This window comes from Flavobacterium sp. B114r (assembly GCF_056824125.1).
The window spans coordinates 3,167,071-3,188,974 of sequence record NZ_CP124858.1 but is presented as its reverse complement, the minus strand read 5'-3'; the positions used below and the strand labels follow the sequence as shown (position 1 = coordinate 3,188,974).

The 21,904-nt window shown below is 33.7% G+C and carries 22 protein-coding genes; 19 read left to right on the top strand and 3 right to left on the bottom strand.

Annotation, left to right across the window (positions count from 1 at the left end):
• Positions 1–182: 182 nt before the first annotated feature.
• On the bottom strand, positions 183–2,069 hold the full coding sequence (gene dnaK, locus QLQ94_RS13695; protein ID WP_271335312.1) for a molecular chaperone DnaK: 1,887 nt from the start codon (positions 2,067–2,069) through the stop codon (positions 183–185).
• 487 nt (positions 2,070–2,556) lie between these two features.
• Here dnaK and QLQ94_RS13690 point away from each other — a divergent pair, with 487 nt between their 5' ends.
• From QLQ94_RS13690 to QLQ94_RS13620, 15 genes are all read left to right on the top strand, one after another.
• The gene (locus tag QLQ94_RS13690; RefSeq protein ID WP_482497469.1) at positions 2,557–4,041 is read left to right on the top strand and encodes a TlpA family protein disulfide reductase; all 1,485 of its coding nucleotides are present in this window, start codon (positions 2,557–2,559) and stop codon (positions 4,039–4,041) included.
• Positions 4,042–4,279: 238 nt separating this feature from the next.
• Complete coding sequence (locus QLQ94_RS13685; protein WP_482497467.1) at positions 4,280–5,446, top strand: DUF2931 family protein; 1,167 nt, start codon at positions 4,280–4,282, stop codon at positions 5,444–5,446.
• Between the two features lie 112 nt (positions 5,447–5,558).
• Complete coding sequence (locus QLQ94_RS13680; RefSeq protein ID WP_271335309.1) at positions 5,559–6,149, top strand: hypothetical protein; 591 nt, start codon at positions 5,559–5,561, stop codon at positions 6,147–6,149.
• A 43-nt stretch (positions 6,150–6,192) separates the two neighbouring features.
• The gene (locus tag QLQ94_RS13675) at positions 6,193–6,951 is read left to right on the top strand and encodes a hypothetical protein (RefSeq protein ID WP_271335308.1); all 759 of its coding nucleotides are present in this window, start codon (positions 6,193–6,195) and stop codon (positions 6,949–6,951) included.
• Positions 6,952–7,113: 162 nt separating this feature from the next.
• Positions 7,114–8,400: a Na+/H+ antiporter gene (locus tag QLQ94_RS13670; RefSeq protein ID WP_271335307.1), complete on the top strand. Its 1,287-nt coding sequence runs from the start codon at positions 7,114–7,116 to the stop codon at positions 8,398–8,400.
• A gap of 141 nt (positions 8,401–8,541) precedes the next feature.
• Positions 8,542–9,204 carry a hypothetical protein gene (locus QLQ94_RS13665; protein WP_271335306.1) on the top strand — a complete coding sequence of 221 codons (663 nt, stop codon included), beginning with the start codon at positions 8,542–8,544 and terminating at the stop codon, positions 9,202–9,204.
• Between the two features lie 33 nt (positions 9,205–9,237).
• Positions 9,238–9,705, top strand: coding sequence for a hypothetical protein (locus QLQ94_RS13660; RefSeq protein ID WP_271335305.1), 468 nt, complete (start codon positions 9,238–9,240; stop codon positions 9,703–9,705).
• 153 nt (positions 9,706–9,858) lie between these two features.
• On the top strand, positions 9,859–10,296 hold the full coding sequence (locus QLQ94_RS13655; RefSeq protein WP_271335304.1) for an acyl-CoA thioesterase: 438 nt from the start codon (positions 9,859–9,861) through the stop codon (positions 10,294–10,296).
• Positions 10,297–10,383: 87 nt separating this feature from the next.
• Entirely contained in the window at positions 10,384–11,223 is an 840-nt protein-coding gene (locus tag QLQ94_RS13650; RefSeq protein WP_482497464.1) for a mechanosensitive ion channel family protein, read from the top strand.
• A 114-nt stretch (positions 11,224–11,337) separates the two neighbouring features.
• Complete coding sequence (locus QLQ94_RS13645) at positions 11,338–12,330, top strand: alpha/beta fold hydrolase (RefSeq protein WP_271335302.1); 993 nt, start codon at positions 11,338–11,340, stop codon at positions 12,328–12,330.
• Positions 12,331–12,448: 118 nt separating this feature from the next.
• Entirely contained in the window at positions 12,449–12,838 is a 390-nt protein-coding gene (locus QLQ94_RS13640; RefSeq protein ID WP_271335301.1) for a DUF1398 domain-containing protein, read from the top strand.
• 49 nt (positions 12,839–12,887) lie between these two features.
• Positions 12,888–13,712: a ThuA domain-containing protein gene (locus QLQ94_RS13635; RefSeq protein WP_271335300.1), complete on the top strand. Its 825-nt coding sequence runs from the start codon at positions 12,888–12,890 to the stop codon at positions 13,710–13,712.
• 11 nt (positions 13,713–13,723) lie between these two features.
• Positions 13,724–14,581 carry a sulfurtransferase gene (locus QLQ94_RS13630; RefSeq protein WP_482497461.1) on the top strand — a complete coding sequence of 286 codons (858 nt, stop codon included), beginning with the start codon at positions 13,724–13,726 and terminating at the stop codon, positions 14,579–14,581.
• 86 nt (positions 14,582–14,667) lie between these two features.
• Positions 14,668–15,960, top strand: a complete 1,293-nt coding sequence (locus QLQ94_RS13625) for an ABC transporter ATP-binding protein (protein WP_482497459.1) — start codon at positions 14,668–14,670, stop codon at positions 15,958–15,960.
• Between the two features lie 9 nt (positions 15,961–15,969).
• The gene (locus QLQ94_RS13620; protein ID WP_271335297.1) at positions 15,970–16,584 is read left to right on the top strand and encodes a hypothetical protein; all 615 of its coding nucleotides are present in this window, start codon (positions 15,970–15,972) and stop codon (positions 16,582–16,584) included.
• Between the two features lie 216 nt (positions 16,585–16,800).
• Here the strand turns inward: QLQ94_RS13620 and QLQ94_RS13615 are convergent, their stop codons facing one another.
• Complete coding sequence (locus tag QLQ94_RS13615) at positions 16,801–17,838, bottom strand: RluA family pseudouridine synthase (RefSeq protein ID WP_271335296.1); 1,038 nt, start codon at positions 17,836–17,838, stop codon at positions 16,801–16,803.
• Entirely contained in the window at positions 17,828–18,451 is a 624-nt protein-coding gene (locus QLQ94_RS13610) for a PASTA domain-containing protein (protein WP_271335295.1), read from the bottom strand. The genes QLQ94_RS13615 and QLQ94_RS13610 overlap by 11 nt, the downstream gene beginning before the upstream one ends.
• A 462-nt stretch (positions 18,452–18,913) precedes the next feature.
• Between QLQ94_RS13610 and QLQ94_RS13605 the strand changes: the two genes are divergently transcribed.
• From QLQ94_RS13605 to coaD, 4 genes are all read left to right on the top strand, one after another.
• Entirely contained in the window at positions 18,914–19,885 is a 972-nt protein-coding gene (locus tag QLQ94_RS13605) for a D-alanine--D-alanine ligase (RefSeq protein ID WP_482497457.1), read from the top strand.
• Between the two features lie 143 nt (positions 19,886–20,028).
• Positions 20,029–20,721 carry a DUF421 domain-containing protein gene (locus tag QLQ94_RS13600; protein WP_482497455.1) on the top strand — a complete coding sequence of 231 codons (693 nt, stop codon included), beginning with the start codon at positions 20,029–20,031 and terminating at the stop codon, positions 20,719–20,721.
• Positions 20,722–20,753: 32 nt separating this feature from the next.
• Positions 20,754–21,359, top strand: coding sequence for a hypothetical protein (locus tag QLQ94_RS13595; protein WP_271335292.1), 606 nt, complete (start codon positions 20,754–20,756; stop codon positions 21,357–21,359).
• Between the two features lie 42 nt (positions 21,360–21,401).
• A complete protein-coding gene (coaD, locus tag QLQ94_RS13590) occupies positions 21,402–21,860 on the top strand; it encodes a pantetheine-phosphate adenylyltransferase (protein WP_173972493.1) in 459 nt (152 codons plus the stop codon).
• Positions 21,861–21,904: the final 44 nt, after the last annotated feature.

Genomic DNA, 21,904 nt, shown 5'->3' with positions numbered 1-21,904 from the left:
ACCATAAGGGTACATAAGTCCCACTTTGTCTCCTTTTAAGTGCCGGTACAAATATGATACAAATATATGATAAAAAATGATTAAAAAACAGCAGAAACAAAAAAGAATAAAAAAGAAAAAGCGCTGTAAACATTACGTTTACAGCGCTTTAGCACTTATTATTAACTGATATTAATCAGTACTTATTTGACTTCTTCGAATTCAACGTCTTCAACATTGTCTCCAGATTGCTCTTGTTGTGGAGCAGCTTGTTGACCTTGACCTTGTTCACCTTGAGCATACATAGCTTCTGTAGCTGTTTTCCAAGCTGCATTGATGTTGTCAAGAGCTGTTTGAATAGCTGGAATGTCTTGAGATTGGTGAGCCATTCTCAATTCAGTTAAAGCATACTCTACAGCAACTTTATGATCATCAGCTAATTTGCTTCCTAACTCTTTCAATTGAGATTCAGTTTGAAAGATCATGCTGTCAGCTTCGTTTAATTTCTCAGCTCTTTCTTTAGCTATTTTGTCAGCATCAGCGTTAGCTTCAGCATCTTTTTTCATTTTTTCGATTTCTTCAGCTGTTAAACCAGAAGAAGCTTCGATACGGATATCGTGAGATTTTCCAGTTCCTTTGTCAGTTGCAGAAACTTTGATGATACCATTTGCATCAATATCAAAAGTAACCTCGATTTGAGGAACTCCTCTTGGCGCTGGTGGAATACCATCTAAGTGGAAACGACCGATAGTTTTGTTATCAGCAGCCATCGCTCTTTCTCCTTGCAATACGTGAATTTCAACAGATGGTTGAGAATCAGCAGCAGTAGAGAAAACTTGTGATTTTTTAGTTGGAATAGTAGTATTAGACTCAATTAATTTAGTCAATACACCACCCATAGTTTCGATACCTAAAGATAAAGGTGTAACGTCAAGTAACAATACATCTTTTACATCTCCAGATAAAACTCCACCTTGAATAGCTGCTCCAATTGCAACAACCTCATCAGGATTAACTCCTTTAGATGCTTTTTTACCAAAGAATTTTTCAACTTCCTCAGCAATTCTTGGCATACGAGTAGAACCTCCAACAAGAATAACTTCGTCAATATCAGATGTAGATAAACCTGCATCTTTTAATGCTTTAGCAACAGGCTCCATAGAACGTTTAACTAATGAATCAGTTAATTGCTCAAATTTAGCTCTTGATAATTTTTTCACTAAGTGTTTTGGTCCTGAAGCCGTAGCTGTAACGTATGGCAAGTTGATTTCAGTTTCTGAAGAAGAAGACAATTCAATTTTTGCTTTCTCTGCAGCTTCTTTCAAACGTTGCAATGACATTGGATCAAGACGTAAGTCAATACCTTCTTCAGCTTTAAATTCGTCAGCTAACCAGTCAATAATTTCGTGGTCAAAATCATCTCCACCTAAGTGAGTATCACCGTTTGTAGACAATACTTCAAAAACTCCGTCTCCTAATTCAAGAACAGAGATATCAAAAGTACCTCCACCTAAATCGTAAACAGCAATTTTTTGATCAGTTCCTTTTTTATCTAATCCATAAGCTAAAGCTGCTGCTGTAGGCTCATTGATGATACGCATAACTTTAAGACCTGCAATTTCACCAGCTTCTTTCGTAGCTTGACGTTGTGCATCATTAAAGTAAGCAGGAACAGTAATAACCGCTTCAGTTACAGTTTGACCTAAATAGTCTTCAGCAGTTTTTTTCATTTTTTGAAGAGTCATTGCTGACAATTCCTGAGCAGTATATAAACGACCGTCAATATCCACACGTGGAGTATTGTTGTCACCTTTAACTACTTTGTAAGAAACTCTTTTTGCTTCGTTTGTAGTCTCAGCAAAAGTGTGTCCCATAAAACGTTTAATAGAAGCAATCGTTTTTGTAGGATTCGTTACCGCTTGTCTTTTTGCAGGATCACCTACTTTAATTTCTCCACCTTCAACAAAAGCGATGATAGATGGCGTTGTTCTTTTTCCTTCTGCGTTAGGAATAACAACTGCTTCGTTACCTTCCATTACAGAAACACAAGAGTTCGTCGTACCTAAGTCAATTCCGATTATTTTACCCATTTTTTATATATTTAATTTTGATATACTTAATTTTATAACTCAGGTGGCATAAGTCAATCTCTGTGCCAATATAAAAAACCAAAGAAAATTGTCAGTTTTCCTGTCGGTACATAAAAAATAATCTGACAACATGACATTTTCAAAACCTGACATTCGTGGCATATCAGCACTTTACGTGTCATTATCAGAAGCTGTTTCCTGCTGTAAAAGCCTCTGGACGCTTATATCTTTTTATCTGTCGCTTTTCATAAATAAAGGATAACGCTCCTATCCTACCATGTACACAAATCGTAGAAATTAATTTCACTAAAGAATTGGTCTTAATTAGTGAAATTCATATTTCTTTTATGCTTGTATCTCGACAATAGTCTAAGGCTGTTGCAATTGTTTCATAAACCTTTTAAGTTCAAAAAATCATAGTACACTAAATCCTTCAATAATTAATCATATAAATACTATATATTTGAAATATTCAAATTCTATTTCAATGAAACAGTATTTTAGACTTATCTTACTATTACTTCTTCCTCTGTACTCAATTGGACAGATAAAAAAAGACCATATCGAAATTATTGGAAAAATTACAGGAAATCTCCCCGATATAATCGAATATACTTTACCCATAAACGGAATAGATTATTTTGGATTTACTGATTCTGTTCAACCAGATTCATTAGGTAATTTTCAAATAAGTCTTCCTCTGGGAAAAACTTCTTTCATCGATTTATCAAACAAAAATAAATCATTCGGAACCTTAATTGCTGAACCAGGAATGATTTATAAAATACACATTAATACGGAGGTAAAAGAAAACCAGTTTCGAGTAGCATCTAAGAACGAAAAAGGACAATTACTATACAATCAAATCCCTAACCGAATGAGTGTTGGCGGTCATTTTGAAGTCGAAACAAAAGAGTATCTAAAAGACAGCGTTCCTTCTAACATAAAACAACAAATAAAGAAAAGCCAAGAGATCGAATTAGAAGGTTTTAAAAAACTATTAAAGGACAAAACAATTTCTAAAAATTTTTATAACCTTGTCCGGACAGATAGAGAATACTTTTACAAAGGCATACAGGGAAGTGTCTCTTTTATAAATCTTTTAAACTTACCCTACAAAGAAAATAAACTTAGCGAGGAACAATACAAAGAACTCTGGAGCGAAATTTTTGAATCAAATCCGGTAACCAATCCCGAGATTTTAAGTTCTTCGTGGTTTTTTCATTACGCCGAGAATTATTTGCGCTATAAGGATTTAATTATTGAAGGAACTACTCTGACAGCACTTTCAGAAATCAACAAACAAGGGCTAACTCATACCCACAATATTAATAATGCAAAAAAATACTTATCTGGTCCACAGTTAGAATATTATTTTGCTGCCTATATACACTTTGAGACAATCAATAAAAATTACGAAAAAGAATTGATTACACTTTTTGAACAATTCAAAAAAGAATACCCTTCAAGTCCTTACACTCCTTTTCTGGAGCCTGTTATCATACCTGTTCTGGTATTTCATAAAAAACAAGAAGAACCTTTGAATGAAAAAATCAAATTTATTCCCAATTCTTCAGCCGTCAATTCAGTAAAAGAAGCGATAAAAGGATTATATGGCAAACAATTTTACGTTGATATCTGGGCAACCTGGTGTGGTCCGTGCAAAGCAGAGTTTAAAGACAATACCAAATTATATCAATTGTTAAAATCAAAAAACATTACGATGGTTTACATTTCTATAGACAAAGAAAGTCGTGAAAACCAGTGGCACGATATGATTCCTTTTTATAATCTCGAAGGGATTCATATTAGGGCAAATGAAAAATTAAATACTGATTTAATAAATTTATACGGTAATTCATCTCTTGCAATTCCATGGCATTTCCTAACAGACGAAAACGGAAATGTTATTAAGAAAAGACTAAGCGGTGCTTCTGAAGTTGAAAATTTAGAAAAACAACTGAATGAATAAATTGCCTAATCATTTACACCAACAATAAACCCCAATAGAGTACCAACATTCTTACTGTACTATTTCTTATATCTTGTAATAGAGAAAACAAACGATGAAATACTATTTTAAAATTTTTCTACTATCAGTAGTCATTGGAATAATAAATATTCTGATTTTTTTATTTTTATTGCAATTCCAGATTGTTCACAACAGCTCATACATATCACAAGAGGTTTTTACTTTTTTTTTAATTCTATTGGCAATTCCTCTGCAATTTTTACTATTACTTGTAGTTTCTTTTATTTTTAAAAGAAATCTATCAGCAATTGTAATTAGTTCTGGATTAATGATTGTGGTTTGCATTGTCCTACTTTGGGATACCTCTACTGTAGAAAGGCAAACATATAATGATGAGCAGGTTTTTAATAATACTGAACAATACGATTATCAGCAAGGAATTTCTACGCCCGAAGGTTACCCGATTAAATTACTTCCGGGAAGTCAATTTACTATCGCTGTACAAGGAGACCGCACTCCGTATACTCTTTTAGAAACCGCTAAAGTTTATTCAGTAAATTGGGGAAATGGAGATACCACCTTCAAATCATCTGACGGTCCGGATATTGTATTACCGGATCGTTTAGAACTTTATTGGTTTTCGTTTTTAGAAAACAAATATTACAAATTAAGTACAAAATTAAACAAAGCTCAAATATCCGAATATTTCAAAAAAGGATTCAAAAGGGATTACAGTGGAAATTTAGATACGATATCAAAAAGTAATTATCGTGAATTAATTGCAGGAATAGCTCCCGGTGGTGATGTAGTATTATGGATTTCAGGTGCTAATAATACTAAAGAATTGGAAGTCTTCAAAGCCGACTTAATCGATACGAAAGAAAATGAAATTCATCATGCCGTAGAAAAGGATGAAATAAAAGAAGTTTTGAAAGATACTTGTACTTGCAAGGACAATGTTCAGTTCAGAAAAATAGTAAATAATGGCAAACCTATCCCAATAGGGATTTGGACTAATAAGTACCGAAAAAAATACAATTGGAAAGTAGAGATCAATCATTTTGGCCAAACAAAATCAAGTCTGGATTTAAGTTTTTTTAACGGGGAACAGTACGAATTATTCAACGAAGAGGTTGTTAAAATGAAATATCAAAAACAAGTTTTACCTGATTATCTGATTTATACCTTCATAAAAAATCATAAAAAATACGAAGCCTATCTAGAGTTTGACGAAGATGAAGTATTCAGCCATTTTGAAAAACTGGATCCAAACAATTCTAATGAGTCTATTGATATTGTATTAAATATAAGTCCAGATTTAAAACAAACGACAATTCAATTACGTTCAAAAAACAGAACGCTTGATTTTGAAAAAATGAAAAGTGTAAAAATCTATGCCGATTAAAGTTCGTTTTAATATTTCCAAAATAAAACCAACGCTAACAAAAACCTTGAACAAAGTGGACTGAATATAAAATTTTCTGACATTAAAAAATCATCAAACAAGAAAAACTAAAATGAAAAAAAAGATCCTGATATTTTTTGTTCTCGCTCAAATTACGATTTACGCACAAACCAAAAATTTAAAAGATAATTTTACTGTCACAATCAGAACCAAAGAAGGTGATCTTAATAATGATGGCTTAATTGATAAGGTACTACTCAAAATGGATACGATAAATGAAACGCAGCCATTGAAACTAGAAATCTATTTTTTGCAAAAAAACGGAAAATATAAATTGAACGTAGCTACAGAAAATTTAATGCAGCCTCAATACCCAAATGGTAAACATCGTGGCGATCAAATTCCTGATGTTATTATTGAAGAGGGGTATTTATATATTGGATCTGAAATTGGTAAAAATCATTTTTGGCATAAATTCAAATTCAATAATGGAAGCTTCGAATTACAAGAGATAACCAATGTAGTTTGGGATGGACAGAATCTGACTACTGAAACCGAATTTAATCTTTTGACAGGAAAAAGGACTGAAATAACAAAAGCATTGGGCTCTGAAAAAATCCTAAAGAAGACAACTAAAAAAATCATAGTAAAACCACTGCCAAAAATCGATAATTTCAGGGCTTTTGACAGTAAACTGAATTAAAACGACCTAAAAGCAACCAAAATTCCTGATTGAAACTTTAGAAATGAAAAAACAAATCACTCTTAACCTATTAATCCTGCTCGCGATTACTGTTCAATCGTGTACTAATAAAAAGAAAACAGACGCTGACAGCACTGCAAAAAATGTCGAAATTACAGATAGTCTGCCTCATCGTGATTATGAAGATGTAAGCGACGAACCAGATCAAAGCACTCCTTACAAACCTGATGCAACTTACCCGAAAAAAGGAAATAAAATTGCAGACTTTCTTCCTAAAACCGGCATTTATGAAGTACAATATGAAACAGAAGGAGATCTGAACAATGACGGTTTCCCTGATATTGCCGTTGTCCTGAAATACAAGGAAAATAATATTTCTAAAAGACCAATGCTAATTCTTTTGCAAAATAAAGACAAATCATATCGCTTAGACAAAGTTTCAAATATAGTCATGCCAATTGAATACAACGAAGCAGATTATAAGATATATGATACCGAGGATATTACTATAGAAAACGGAGGATTAAATATCAATCTCTACAGTATTGGACCGGGTGGTAACATTTTCGGTTCATTTAAGTATTTCGGAAATGATTTTATTCTCAACATGATCGAAGCAGAATATAGAGGCGCCGGTGGTCATACAGGACTTTTTTACAATTTTGAAAAAGGAGATATAACAATAAACGAGACCAACACAATGAAAGAGGATGAGCCTACAGAGTCCAAAACTACTAAGGCAAAAGTCAAACGTTATCTTTTTGAAAAAACTTCGATTACGAATTTTTTTAACGAAGACTAAACAAGTAAGAAATTGTATTGCAGGAATTTTAAACTAAAATAACTACGGCCTTTTTTTACAAATTTAAAACATCATTTTTCATAACTTCGTTTTTTGGCAACTAAACAATTTAGCTATGTCAAACCTATATTAATTACATTCGCATTTTTCTAAATTCTAATAATGGAAAATTACAGTATCATCATCTTTATTCTGGCAATCGTAATAGGCCTTTCTGCTTTTGCTGATAAAGTAAAATTACCTTATCCAATTCTTCTTGTCATTGTTGGGGTAGCCATTGGTTTTATTCCGTCGATGGGAGAAATCGAAATAAATCCGGAAATTATCTTTCTGCTCTTTCTTCCCCCATTATTGTACGACGCCTCTTTTAATATTTCGCCCAAGGATTTCAAAACCAACATTAACACTATTGGAGCTTTAGCCATATCATTGGTTTTTCTAACAACATTAGGTATTGCCATTGTAGCTTATTATATAATTCCCGGAATGACCTGGCCTTTAGCTTTTGTATTGGGGTCTATCCTATCAGCAACAGATGCAGTGGCGGCTATAAGCATCACAAAAGGATTAAACTTATCTCATAAAACCTTAACCATTCTTGAAGGCGAAAGCCTCATAAACGATGCCTCTGCACTTGTTGCTTACCGCTTTGCAGTAGCATCTGTAATGGGATCTGCCTTTATAATATGGAAAGCAACTTTGCAGTTTGTACTATTGCTTGGAGGTGGTTTTCTTGTAGGTTTTGTAATGGCAAAAATCCTCGCTTTTATACTAAGCAGAGTTCATAAAAAAAATGTGGAAGTTACCATTAGCTTCATGCTCTTAATGCCTTTTGTTACCTATTTGATAGCAGAACATTTGCATGTTTCAGGAGTAATTGCGGTAGTTGTTCTAGGATTAACAATTGCCCGTTTCAGTAAAAAGATATTTCCCGAAAGTTTAAAAAACCAATCCCGAAGCCTTTGGGACATCATTATTTTTATATTAAATGGATTAATCTTTATCTTAATCGGACTCAATTTTCGTTATATCCTAAAAGACATTCCTAACGATATGATTTTGCCCTATATAGGTTACGCAGCTATCATAACCCTTGTTGCGTTACTAATTAGAATGGCAAGGATTTTTCTTCAGAAGATTAATCTTCAAAAAGCATTTCAAAATACCAAACGAAAACGAAAAGTTAGCGAACATGCGCTTTTAGACTTTAATAACAGCATCATTATCAGCTGGTCAGGAATGCGTGGCATTGTGTCATTAGCGATTGCTTTGGGATTACCCAAATTACTCGAGGACGGAACCCCTTTTCCCGAACGAACCGTTATTATATTTATCTCTGTCGCCGTTGTTTTGTTAACATTGATTGGTCAGGGACTGACCCTCCCTTTTATTGTTAAAACATTAAATGCCGGAAAAGAAGATGGAAAAGAAGAAGAATCAAAACCCTGAATAGTTGCTTAATCACCCTAACTACCTATAAACAAAAACATTAAAGATTAAAGTATGCAATAAAGAATATCTTTTAACATTTGTAATATTTTTTCTATATTTTTACGCCATAAACCACCAACCAAAAAAAAACAATTTTCAATGAATGACAATTTAAAATATGCAACTAAGCTATTCGGCAGCGCAACATTTAGTTTTATCAAAATAAATATTATCGGGCAATTATTTTTGATCTTTATCTCGGTTATTTCCCTGTGTACTATTATTTATCAATCCGGCACGGGAATGGGGCATGCAGACGGCGCTTCTATTTTACTATTATTATTTGCTTTAAGACCAATTGGCTACACCTTGACAGTTGTTTCAATATTTGCAATACCTTTTTTATTGTTTACACTTGGGAATAAATATATCATCTCAAAAACCATTCATCAATTATTATCAGATAAAGGCGAAGTTTTATTATTCCCGATTATTGATAAAGTTCTCGATAAAATCAAATCTAAACAGCCTGATTTATTAAAAAAAGGAACTGATAAAACTAAATTAAAACTTAAACTTATACAGGAAATCAGGGATTCAAAAGAAAACAAGTGGCTAAAGAAAATCATTATCTACGGTTTTAAAAAAGTGAATCTTGATGATGTTGATTTCAGGGATGAAAATGTAAGCTTTACTGAGATTATTAAAAATAAAATAATAGAAGGTTTAAAAAGCATTTCAAAACCAACCCGAAATTTCTTTTGGATCATTGTAGGTTTACAGTTAACGGTCATGATTTTGGTTATTTTCCAGGTAATATAATTGCAATCAAACTTTCAAAACAAAATCAATACAATGAATCAGGAATTAGAAAGCCGCTTTGACGAATTTGACAAACCCGCCATCATCAGAAGAAAACTTTTGCCATGGTGGATTAAAACTTTTTGCTGGCTTTTTATGATTTTAGCAGTTTGTGCTATTGGTGCTGTCATTACGAATCTCTTTACTCCATATGTACATTTATCTCTTTACGGTTTTTCAAGCAACACCACTTTTTCAGCAACAGGAATATTTATTATTGCGATAATGCTGCTCAAAGGTTTTGCAGCATATTCACTTTGGTTCGAGAAACCTAACGCCATCTCAATTGGTAAAATAGACGCTATTTGTGGAGTTGTCATTTGCATTGGCTCCATGTTTGTTCAGCCTTTTACAACCAATGACGGGCATTTTCCGTTACGACTGGAAATTTTACTGCTTATTCCCTATTATATGCGACTGAACAAAATAGAATATACATGGGATAATTTAGAAAGCTTATAAAAGCAAAATTAAAAAAAGGTAATTGTTAATACTTTCACCTTCTAATATACTGTTTGTGATTTTATTTGTAAATTCGGTTTTATAAAAAAACGATGTTTCCCGAGTAAACAATCTCAGAAAACATTCTCAATATCATTAAAATACAAATATAAAATGGCTTCATTTATTAAAGAATTATCTTTTCGCTGGTCTGATCTTGACCCAAATTTTCACGTTCGTCATAGTGCTTATTACGATTTTGGTGCACAACATCGTATCGAAATTCTTGAAGAACTGGGTTTAACCTTAAAAGTGATGCAAACGCAAAGTTTTGGACCTGTTTTATTTAGAGAAGAATGTGTTTTTAGAAAAGAACTAAAACTTTCTGATAAAATATTCCTTCATACGAAAACATCAAAAATGAAAGCCGATGCTTCGCGCTGGTCAATCGTTCACGAATTTAGAAAAGATGATGACACACTTTGTGCCGTTATTACCGTTGATGGCGCCTGGATGGATACAAAACTTCGAAAACTAGCTTCTCCAACTCCTGAAATTGCTATTCAGGCTTTGAGTATTTTTCCAAAAAGTGACGACTTCGTTGGTTTATAAAATAAAATTCATTTTTCATAACTTTATCAAATCCAAAAAACTATATTTTATATATATGTCTTTTGGATTTTTTAAAATTCAAAACTCATGATCGATTACGCAAAAGACTTCAGAATAATTATCATTATCGCTATAATTGGATTTGTAACAATTATTTTGGGCGCGGTGACAGACAAAGTTCTTCACTATTTTTTGTATCGTAAATTAACGGACAAAGAATATGATGCGACAGGTTTTAGATTTTTAAAACACTTAATCATAACCGTAATTTATATTTTAGGATTTGCCTTTGCGTTAATACAAATTCCCGAATTTAAAATTATCGGGCATTCCTTTTTAGCCGGAGCCGGAGTTATTTCCTTAGTAGCCGGTTTGGCTTCTCAACAAGCTTTGAGCAATATCGTAAGCGGAATTTTTCTAGTGATTTTTAAACCTTTCCGAATCAACGATAAAATTACGATCAATAATTTTGTGGGCACAGTCGAAGATATTAATTTAAGACAAGTGGTTCTGAAAGATGCTGAAAATAACCGAATCATCATACCCAATTCTGTTATCAGCAATCAGATTATTGTCAACACCAATATGCATGACACCAAATGCTGCAAAATAATCGAAATTGGGATCGGCTATGATTCTAATATCGAAAATGCATTAGCCATAATGCAGGAAGAAATCGCCAGACATCCACTTTTTATAGATACCAGAACGGCAGAGAATAAAAAACAAAAAACACCTTTAGTTGTTGCTCGTGTAGTTGCTCTGGCAGATTCCAGCGTAACATTAAAAGCGTGGGCATGGGCAAAAAATTCTACAGATGGGTTCATAATGTATTGCGATTTACTGCAAAGTATCAAAAAACGTTTTGATGAAGCTAATATTGACATTCCTTATCCCCAACAAGTCGTGACCTTAAAAAAACAATAAAAACATAGGGCAACTTCTCCTGTTTTTTTTTTGAGAACTTTAAGATTTTATTCTTTGATTTTAAAATCGTTAGCTTTAATTTTATAATTACTCCAAACGAAATACATTCAGAAAATGAAAAACATAAAACTTATACTGCTTTTACTTCCGTTTTTTTGCTTTTCGCAGCAAGAAAATATAAAGGCGCTTGACATTAATCTAACCAATTATCAATATCCATTTCCCGTACAATTTTTAGAATTAAACAATCAGCGTCAATATCTTAAAATGGCGTATATGGATATCAAACCTGCTAACTACAACAACAGGAATATAGTTTTACTGCATGGCAAAAATTTCAACGGAGCCTATTGGGAATCTACTATAAAGGCATTAACAAAAGAGGGTTTTAGGGTAATTGTTCCTGACCAGATAGGTTTTGGAAAATCATCTAAGCCGGATAATTACCAATATACTTTTCAGCAATTGGCTGAGAATACAAAGAAATTGCTGGATCATTTAGGAATTCAGAAAACAACCGTATTAGGACATTCAATGGGGGGAATGTTAGCAACAAGATTTGCCTTGATGTATCCTGAAACTACTGAAAAATTAGTGCTCGAAAACCCAATTGGTTTAGAAGACTGGAAACTAGTTGTACCTTATAAACCCGTAGATTGGTGGTATGAATCAGAGTTAAAACAAAACTATCAAAACATAAAAAGCTATCAAATGGCGAATTATTATGATGGAAAATGGAACGCTGATTTTCAAAAATGGGCTGAACTCGGCGCTGGCTGGACCACAGCTCCAGATTATGCAAAAGTAGCATGGAACTCAGCCTTGATGTATGATATGATTTTTACGCAGCCTGTTTTATACGAATTTAAAAATATCAAAAGTCCAACACTTTTAATTATCGGAACAAGAGATAAAACAGCCATAGGAAAACCGCTGGTATCTGAAGAAGTTAGAAAAACTATGGGCAATTATCTGGAATTGGGTAAAAAAACACAAAAAACAATTCCCAACTCAAGATTGGTCGAAATTCCCAATACCGGACATTTACCGCATATTGAATCTTTTGATCAATTTATAAAACCATTAATCGTATTTTTGAAACAATAAATTTTTTCGCCACAACCTGACCGAAGGGAACAGACGAAGTAATTACACAAATTATAATTTAGCGTCATTCAAATAAAAATTAGTGGCAAACTCATTAAACAAACTAAAACTAAAATATATGTTTACAATCGAACAAATAAAAGAAGCGCATGCCAAAGTACAATCTGGTTCTGATTTCCCTAATTATATACAAGACCTTATCATTTTGGGCGTAAAAGGTTATGACACTTTTGTCAACAATGGAAATGTTGAATATTATGGCGTAAATAATTACAAAGTTTCAGCAGACGAAAAATATCCTGAAATTCAGGTCGCTCCTTTTGCTAATAAAGAACGTTTTATTGAGTTTCTAGTGATGCATCAGGATGGCCAAACTGATTATTTAACCTTCTGCAACCATGCTGCTCAATCCGGAATTGCAAAATGGCGTGTTGACATCATCGAAATGACCTGTACCTATTATGACAAAGAGGGCAATGAGATATTAATCGAGAAAATTCCCGGTTAAGCAAAAAACTAAGCAAAAACACTTAATATTTTCGATAAAAAAAGAATGTATGTCTCAAAGGATTATTCTGGTTACATTTTTATCCATTTGTTTTTTTGGATTTGCCCAACATAAAAAAGCAAGTTCAAAATTCAAAGTCATTGCTTTTTATACGGCAAAAAATGATCAGGCACACATTAGTTTTGTCCATGAAGCTAATAAGTGGTTTCCAAAAGTTGCCGCAGAAAATCATTTCAAATATGATTCAACTAGTAATTGGAACAATTTAAACGCAAAGTTTTTAGCCAAATATCAGGTCATTTTGTTTTTAGATACAAGACCCGAAACACCAAGCCAGCGAGAAGCTTTTGAGAAATACATGGAAAATGGCGGTGGTTTTATCGGATTTCATTTTTCGGCATTTGCACTAAATGATTCTGATTATCCACAAAACTGGAACTGGTACCACAATACTTTTTTAGGTTCAGGAGAATACGGCAGTAATACCTGGCGGCCAACATCAGCAATTTTGCGAATCGAAAATCAGCATGCTGTAACCAAAAACATTCCTAAAACATTTAAATCCTCGCCAAACGAATGGTACAGATGGAGCAACGATTTAAGAAAAAACCCGGATATAGAAATTCTTGCAGCAATTGACGAAAGCAGTTTTCCGTTAGGAACAGGCCCAAAACCAAACGAAATCTGGCACAGCGGTTATTATCCTGTTGTCTGGACAAATAAAAACTACAAAATGCTCTATGTAAATATGGGACATAATGATATAGATTATGAAAACGGAACTAACAAAACACTTTCATATACTTTTGAAAATAAAGAACAAAGCCAATTAATCTTAAATGGATTACTTTGGTTAGGGAATGCTAAAAAATAATTCAAAAAGAAATGTCAAATATACTTTCTCCAATAATAAATCCTGAAGAATTAATACAATTAAAAAATTCTCGTGAAGTTATTTTAATCGATGCCAGAGCAGGAATAGGTGCCGAAGAAAATTATAAAAACGAACATCTGGAAGGCGCTCGTTTTATTGATCTGAATCGGGATTTAGCCAATGTTGAAACGGATCCTGCAAACGGAGGAAGACATCCTTTACCATCATTAGAAAGATTTTCTGAAGTACTTTCTAAACTAGGAATTTCGCCTTTAAGCCGTGTTATAATTTACGATGACAAAAACGGCTCGAATGCAGCTGCCCGATTTTGGTGGATGCTCAAAGCAATTGGACATGAAAAAGTTCAGGTTTTAAACGGAGGTTTACAAGCAGCCATAAAAACCGGTTTTCCCGTAAGTTCTGAAATTGAAAATTTTGAACCAACAGAAAAATACCTGATTTCAGAATGGAATTTAGCCGTCGCTACTATTGATGAAGTCGAAAAAGCCCGAAATAATGAAGAAAATATTGTAATTGATGTAAGGGATAAAAATCGCTTTGATGGGCTTACAGAACCTCTTGATTTAATCGCGGGACATATTCCAGGAGCAATCAATATTCCGTTTAGCGAAAACTTAGACGAAGATGGATTTTACAAATCACCCGAAGTTTTAGCAGAAAAATATAATAAAATTATAGGCGATAAAAATCCTGAAAAAGTTATTGTGCATTGTGGTTCAGGTGTCACGGCTTGTCATACTTTATTAGCGATGAATTATGCCGGAATTCCAATTCCAAAACTGTACGTAGGTTCCTGGAGCGAATGGTCTCGTAACGATCGCGAATTAGCGACCAAAAAAATAGATTAAACTGAAAAAACATTTAACGCATAGATAATCTTAAAAACTTATTTGCCACAGCTTAAAAAAATCAATTGTTTTAATCTGTGAAATCTGTGGCAACAAAACAACAATTAATCTATGTCAACATAAATAATACTTTAAAAATGCAGCATTGGGATATACTTTTATCGAATCAGGTAAATAAAAAAGCTTTTATAGCAACATTACTTTCCGGCGAAGCCAAAGGAGAATTAGCCATTTTTAACAACAAAAAAGGGATTCTGTTTTCAGACATTGCCATAGAAAAATTCATCGAAAAAGAATATCAATACGATACTGTAGAAGCTTCTCCGGAATCTCACAGACAATTGAGAACTTTTTCATCCGGCGAACGTAAAAAAGAATTTTTGAAATACTGCATCAATCAAAAACCAGATTTTATCATTTTCGACAATCCGTTCGATCATTTAGATCAGGCTTCGCGCGTCGTTTTAGCAGAATCCTTAAAAGATCTGACAAAAGATATTGCGATTATTCAATTAGTCAATCGTGTGGTCGACGTATTATATTTTGTTTCTAACAAAGCGCAGATCAAAGACAATACCTTTGAATTGCATCCTATCTCAAAAACCGAAAACCACTTTAAAACCTTAAATACATCAGCAATTCCTAAAGCGATCGAACCACATTCCTTTCACGAAAGTGTATTAATCAAAATGGAAAATGTTTCTGTGAGCTATGATGACCGCAAAATTGTCGACAATATTTCATGGACCATAAAACAAGGTGAATTCTGGCAGTTAATTGGTCCTAACGGTTCCGGAAAAAGCACTATTTTATCTTTGATAACCGGAGACAATCCAAAAGGTTTTGGACAGGATTTACATTTATTCGGAAGAAAAAAAGGAACTGGTGAAAGTGTTTGGGACATCAAAAAACAAATCGGGATCTTCACAACTTCCATGACGGATCTCTTTCAAAAAGGACATACTTTAGAAGAAATGATTCTATCCGGCTTTTTCGATTCCATAGGATTGTATATTGAACCAACGACTTTGCAAAAACAAACCGTTACACAATGGCTTGAAGTAATTGAAATGACCGGTTTAAGAAAAAAACGCTTTATTGATCTTTCTATTGGTCAGCAAAGAGTTGCTTTGATTGTTCGTGCCGTTCTAAAACATCCTCCATTATTAATCTTAGACGAACCTGTAGAAGGTCTGGACGACGAAAATGTCGATTTGGTGATACAGCTTATCAATACCATAAAACAAGAAACAAACGTTAGTATTTTATACGTGTCACATCGTATCGAAACCGGTCTTGCTCCTACTTCGGTTTTTGAGCTTTTACCAAATGAAGCAGGATCAATCGGAAAAATAAAATACCATTCCGAGTTAAATTAAAAAATGAAAATGAAAATCAAATATATCTTATTATTAGTAGTACTGCTAATAATCACTTCTTGTGGTGGTACAATTTCAACGGCAAAAACGGCATACAAAATCACTGAAACAACCCCATTAAAATCCAATTGGGATTTTAATCCAAAAGAATGGTTTCTGGAAAAAGATACTTTAACCGGAACTGGAGGACCAATGCATTGGGGCGTAATAGAATCGAAAAAGAAACTCCCTAAAAATTACCAAATCGATCTGAAGGTAAACATAACCAAAGAATCTCTCTTTGAGATCATGCTAAACGTAGATAAAGAGCAATATATTAGAACTTATTTGTATCGAATCGATCAAAATATCGTTATTGGCAGAGGTGTTTACAAAAAAGGAAGCGACGAATACGAAAAACGCGGAGGTCCAACTTTGTTTAAAAAAACAATGAAACTAGAGAACAATAAATGGTATGATGTAAAAATAAGGGTTTCAAACAATCAACTGTATTTTTCAGTCGATAACGAAACGTTCTTAGAATGTTCCTTAGAAAAAAATAATCTCAGCCAGCAAGGTAAACTAGGTTTCTTAACCAACGGCGAAGCAAAAATTACAGACTTAACGATTAGAAATATTGAATAGTTTTTTTACCAATAAGATATTAAGAAAATTTAAGATAAAATCTTCACTAACGTAATTTCTGAATAGTGAAACAAAATAAGTTCAGAGCTTAATAAACTTAATCTCTTAATGGTAAAAAAATGAAGTGCTACATGGTAAAACCAAAAAAGCTCCAAAAATTTTGGAGCTTTTTTTATACGAGAAAATCTTTTCTCTATTTTTTTTTATTCTAAATATCTATTCTTCTTCTATATTATGCGTCTTACCGTAATTACGCCATTTCTCAATGCAATCCTGAAAATCCTGAGGTAATTCAGTATCAAAGCGCATCATTTCGCCAGTTGTTGGATGCACAAAACCAAGAGTTTTAGCATGCAAAGCCTGACGTGGCAAAGCTTTAAAACAATTCTCTATAAACTGTTTGTATTTTGTAAACGTAGTTCCCTTCAAAATCAAATGACCACCATAACGTTCATCATTAAATAACGGATGACCAATATGTTTCAAATGCGCACGAATCTGGTGCGTTCTTCCTGTTTCTAACCTGCAGGAAATCAAAGTTACATAACCAAAACGTTCCAAGACCTTATAATGTGTAATCGCAGGTTTTCCTATTTCAGGATCCGCAAAAACCGCCATTTGCATACGGTCTTTTAAGTGTCTCGCAAGATTTCCTTCGATCGTTCCCTCCTCTTCGGTAACATTACCCCAAACCAGGGCAATATATTCACGTTCAGAAGTTTTTGCTTCAAATTGTTTTGCCAGGTGCGTCATTGCCGCTTCTGTTTTGGCAACCACCAGAAGTCCGGACGTATCCTTATCTATTCGGTGTACCAAACCTGGGCGTTCGCTGCTGTTCATTGGCAAATTCTCAAAATGATGTGCCAAAGCATTCACCAAAGTCCCGGTATAATTTCCGTGACCCGGATGCACTACCATTCCCGGCTCTTTGTTGATTAGCAACAAAGCGTCGTCTTCATACACAATATTTATCGGAAGATCTTCCGGAAGAATATGGTTTTCAAACGGCGGATGTGTCAACATTACCGTAATAAGATCAAGTGGTTTTACTTTGTAATTTGATTTTACAGGAATTTCATTTACAAAAACACTTCCTTCACTTGCAGCATTCTGAATTTTGTTCCGTGTTGCATTCGGAATCATATTCATCAAATATTTGTCAATACGCAAAAGCGCCTGACCTTTAGGCACATCAAACCTGAAATGTTCGAATAATTCGTCTTCCAGATCTAAATTTTCAATATTATTGTTCATCTTTTGGGGTTTCAGTAGTTGGCGCAGCTGTACTATCTGCGGCCTGACTCTCATCTACATAACTAGCTTTTCCGTCTCCTAAAACCAAGTCGATTTTAGACGCTTTCAGCACACGGTCTCCTACTTTTAAGTTTCTACCTTTATAGCGCATCTCCAGAACCATATCTTTTCCAAGGTTCGGAATATACGTTATCGTTCCTTCCTGAAGCCCTAAAGCTTTCAAAGTTGGAACTGCTTCACGATATGTTTTCTCAATTAAATCAGGAATTTTAACAGACGAAAATCCTGATGCATTAATTTTAATATATATTTTTCTTCCCACTTTTACCATTGTTCCGGGCAAAGGATCTTGCTCAACAACACTGTATTTTGGGTATTCACTTCGGTAATCAACACTATCCAAAAGCACATAATCCAAGTCTAAATCGTTCAGTTTTGCCTCTACTTGCTCCTCAGTCAGTTTAGACAAATTAGGAACGGCAATCTCATGTCCGTGATCAGTTGTAAAAGTCAACCAATGCATAAACAAATAACCTAAAACGGCAATAATCGCAATCGCAATCAATACTTGCACAAAAAACACTCGGCTCGTTAAATACTTACGTAAAGTCATAAATTTATTTTTATTAGGGGCAAAGATAAAGCTATTTCGTTTCAAAAAAAATGATAATTTTGTTTTAAACAAGAAAGTGTTCTGATTGTCATCCCCAGCGAAGTCGAAGGATAATTCTAAGGAGCTGTTTCCTGCTGTGCACCGTATCTTTTCCTGGCTAAAGAAGCCAGAAAAAGGATGCCGCTCCCATCAGGGCTAGGGCTTTAGGTTTCAAGATGATTGTTTTCTTTTTTTGTCATTTCGACAAAGAAAAAATCACATCCAGAGAGCAACGCACTGTATGGATGCAGTAAATGTTAGTTACTAGTGTGATTTCTCCTGCTTTGAAATGACAAGCAGATCGATTTAAACAGTTTTTCAAAAATTTAATTCGTGAAATTCATGGCGAAAAACCTGAAACCTGAAACAACATTCTTGAACCTGGAACAAATAAAACCTGAAACAAAATATAAACAATATAAAATGAAAAACATAGCCATCATCATGGGCGGATATTCAAGTGAATACAAAATTTCACTTATTAGCGGAAACGTTGTTCACCAATACCTTGACAAAACAAAATACAACGGATTCCGCATTCATATTTTCAAAGAAAAATGGGTGTATGTAGACGAGAACAACGCCGAGTATGCGATCGACAAAAACGATTTCTCAGTAACAGTAAACAATGAGAAAATCACTTTCGATTGTGTTTTCAATGCCATTCACGGAACACCAGGCGAAGATGGTTTGATGCAGGCTTACTTCGAATTACTAGGAATAAAACAATCGTCTTGCGATTATTATCAGGCAGCCCTTACCTTCAACAAACGTGATTTATTATCGGTTTTAAAACCATATGGAATCAAAACGGCGATTTCTTATTACTCAAACAAAGGTGATAGTATCAATACAAAAGAAATTGTTGCAAAAGTAGGTTTGCCATGTTTTGTAAAACCAAATAAAGCTGGTTCTAGTTTTGGAATCTCAAAAGTAAAATCAGAAGCTGAATTGCCAATTGCTATAGAAATAGCGTATAAAGAAGATAACGAAATCATCATCGAAAGCTTCCTTGACGGAACTGAAGTTTCTGTTGGAGTAATCAATTATCAAGGCGAAATTAAAGTATTGCCCATCACAGAAATAGTTTCTGATAATGATTTCTTTGATTACGAAGCAAAATACGAAGGAAAATCACAGGAAATTACACCGGCAAGAATCTCAGAGGAATTAACGCAAAAAGTAAGCGAAGTAGCAAAACGCGCTTACGAAGTCTTAAAAATGAAAGGTTTCTCAAGAAGCGAATTCATCATCGTAGACAACGAACCATATATGCTGGAAATGAATACAATTCCAGGTTTAACAACAGAAAGTCTGATTCCGCAACAAGCACAAGCTGCCGGAATATCGTTGGAAGATTTGTTTACCAATGCGATTGAGCTGGCACTTGCTTAAAAAAGCTACTAAGGTTCTGAGATGCTAAGTTACTAAGATCTCAGAACCTTTTTTTTAACCACAAAGTTTTGTCAGACTGAGCGAAGTCGAAGTCTCGCAAACTGATTTAGCCCAAAGAAAAAAAACGTAGAAACTCAAAAAAAATGAAAGAAATATTTGAATGGAATAGAGTATTTTACAACGATCTTCCCACGAATTTCGCACTCGAAGTTGTATTTCGTTCGACTGTTATGTTCATCATTTTATTGTTGACATTAAAATTGGCCGGAAAACGAGGTGTAAAACAACTCTCTATTTTCGAAACCGTAATCATTATTGCACTGGGTTCTGCCGCAGGAGACCCTATGTTTTATGAAGATGTGGGTATTGTTCCCGCTGCAATAGTTTTTATCGTCATTATTATCCTGTATCGTTCTGTAACCTGGCTTACCGGAAAAAGCAAAAAATTCGAAGAATTTATAGAAGGTAAAACCGAGTGTCTGATCAATAATGGTAAATTCTCTATTGCTACTTTCAAAAAAGAAAGTCTTGCACAAGACGAATTTTTCTCTGAGCTTCGCATTAAATCGATTGAACATCTCGGACAAGTAAAACATGCTTTTATAGAAACTAGTGGAGAAATAAGCGTATTTTTTTATGAAGATAAAGATGTACAATACGGATTACCAATTCTACCTGCTGCATTCAATAAAAAAAGCACAATAATACCAACCGAAGCCATTTACGCCTGTACTTTTTGCGGACATATAGAAAAACAAAAAACAGCTGCTGCAAAATGCGAAATCTGTACAAAAGAAGAATGGGTTCCGGCGCCAAAAACGCTAAGAATAACGTAATATTAAAGAATAGAAACCTCAAATAAAAAAACATGATATTTCTTGTTGGTACTCGAGAATCTAATATTAAAAATGGTCTGATTTTAAATGAAAAATGTCTTAAATGTAATACACAAGATACATTACATTTTAGTATTTATAAAAGATACACCCATGTCACTTTGATTCCATTATTTCCTGTTGGAAAATGTGTTTACATAAAATGCAATCATTGTGGCGAAAACTTTGATTATGAAGATTTATCTGAAAGTGCTAAATTACAACTAAGAAATGAAAAATTAGATTATTCAATTTGGATGTTTTCCGGTTCGATTATAATAACGTTATTTCTTATTTTTACAATTCATAATTATTTTGAAAAGAAAGATGAAGCAGGGATTCTAATTAAAAACCCAACAAAAGGAGATGTATATAATCTAAAAGTAAAAAATGGGTATTATTCCAACATGAGAATTGATAAAGTGACAAGAGATAGTATCTATGCTACTTTAAATGATTTTAATGCCTATATGCCAAACGAAATTGATGATTTAAATAAACCTGAAAACTATTCAAATAGAAAAGTTTATTACTCAAGAAATGATCTAATAAAACTTTATCAGGAAAATGAAATATTGAAAATTACGAGAAAGAAATAATAACAGGTTTTTAGTAACGCAGAACCTTAGAAACTAAAAAAAATGCGAAAAGCCATATTCCCCGGATCATTTGATCCAATCACACTTGGTCATGAAGACATTATCAAAAGAGGAATTCCTTTATTTGATGAAATCGTAATCGCTATTGGTGTCAATGCCGAAAAAAAGTATATGTTTTCACTCGAAGAAAGAAAACGTTTTATAGAAGAAACTTTCAAAGACGAACCAAAAATTTCGGTTATTACTTATGAAGGTCTAACCATAGATCTGGCAAAAAAACAAAAAGCCCATTTTATTTTGAGAGGTTTGCGAAATCCAGCCGATTTCGAATTCGAAAAAGCCATTGCCCACACCAATAGAAAACTCTCTAAAATTGAAACCGTATTTCTATTAACAGCGGCAAGTACTTCATTTATTAGTTCTAGCATTGTTCGTGATGTATTGCGTCATGGAGGTGAATATGAAATGCTGGTTCCGGATGCGGTTAGGGTAAAGAAATAATCAAAAAATATTTCACTATAAAATAAAAATCAGCATCAACCAGT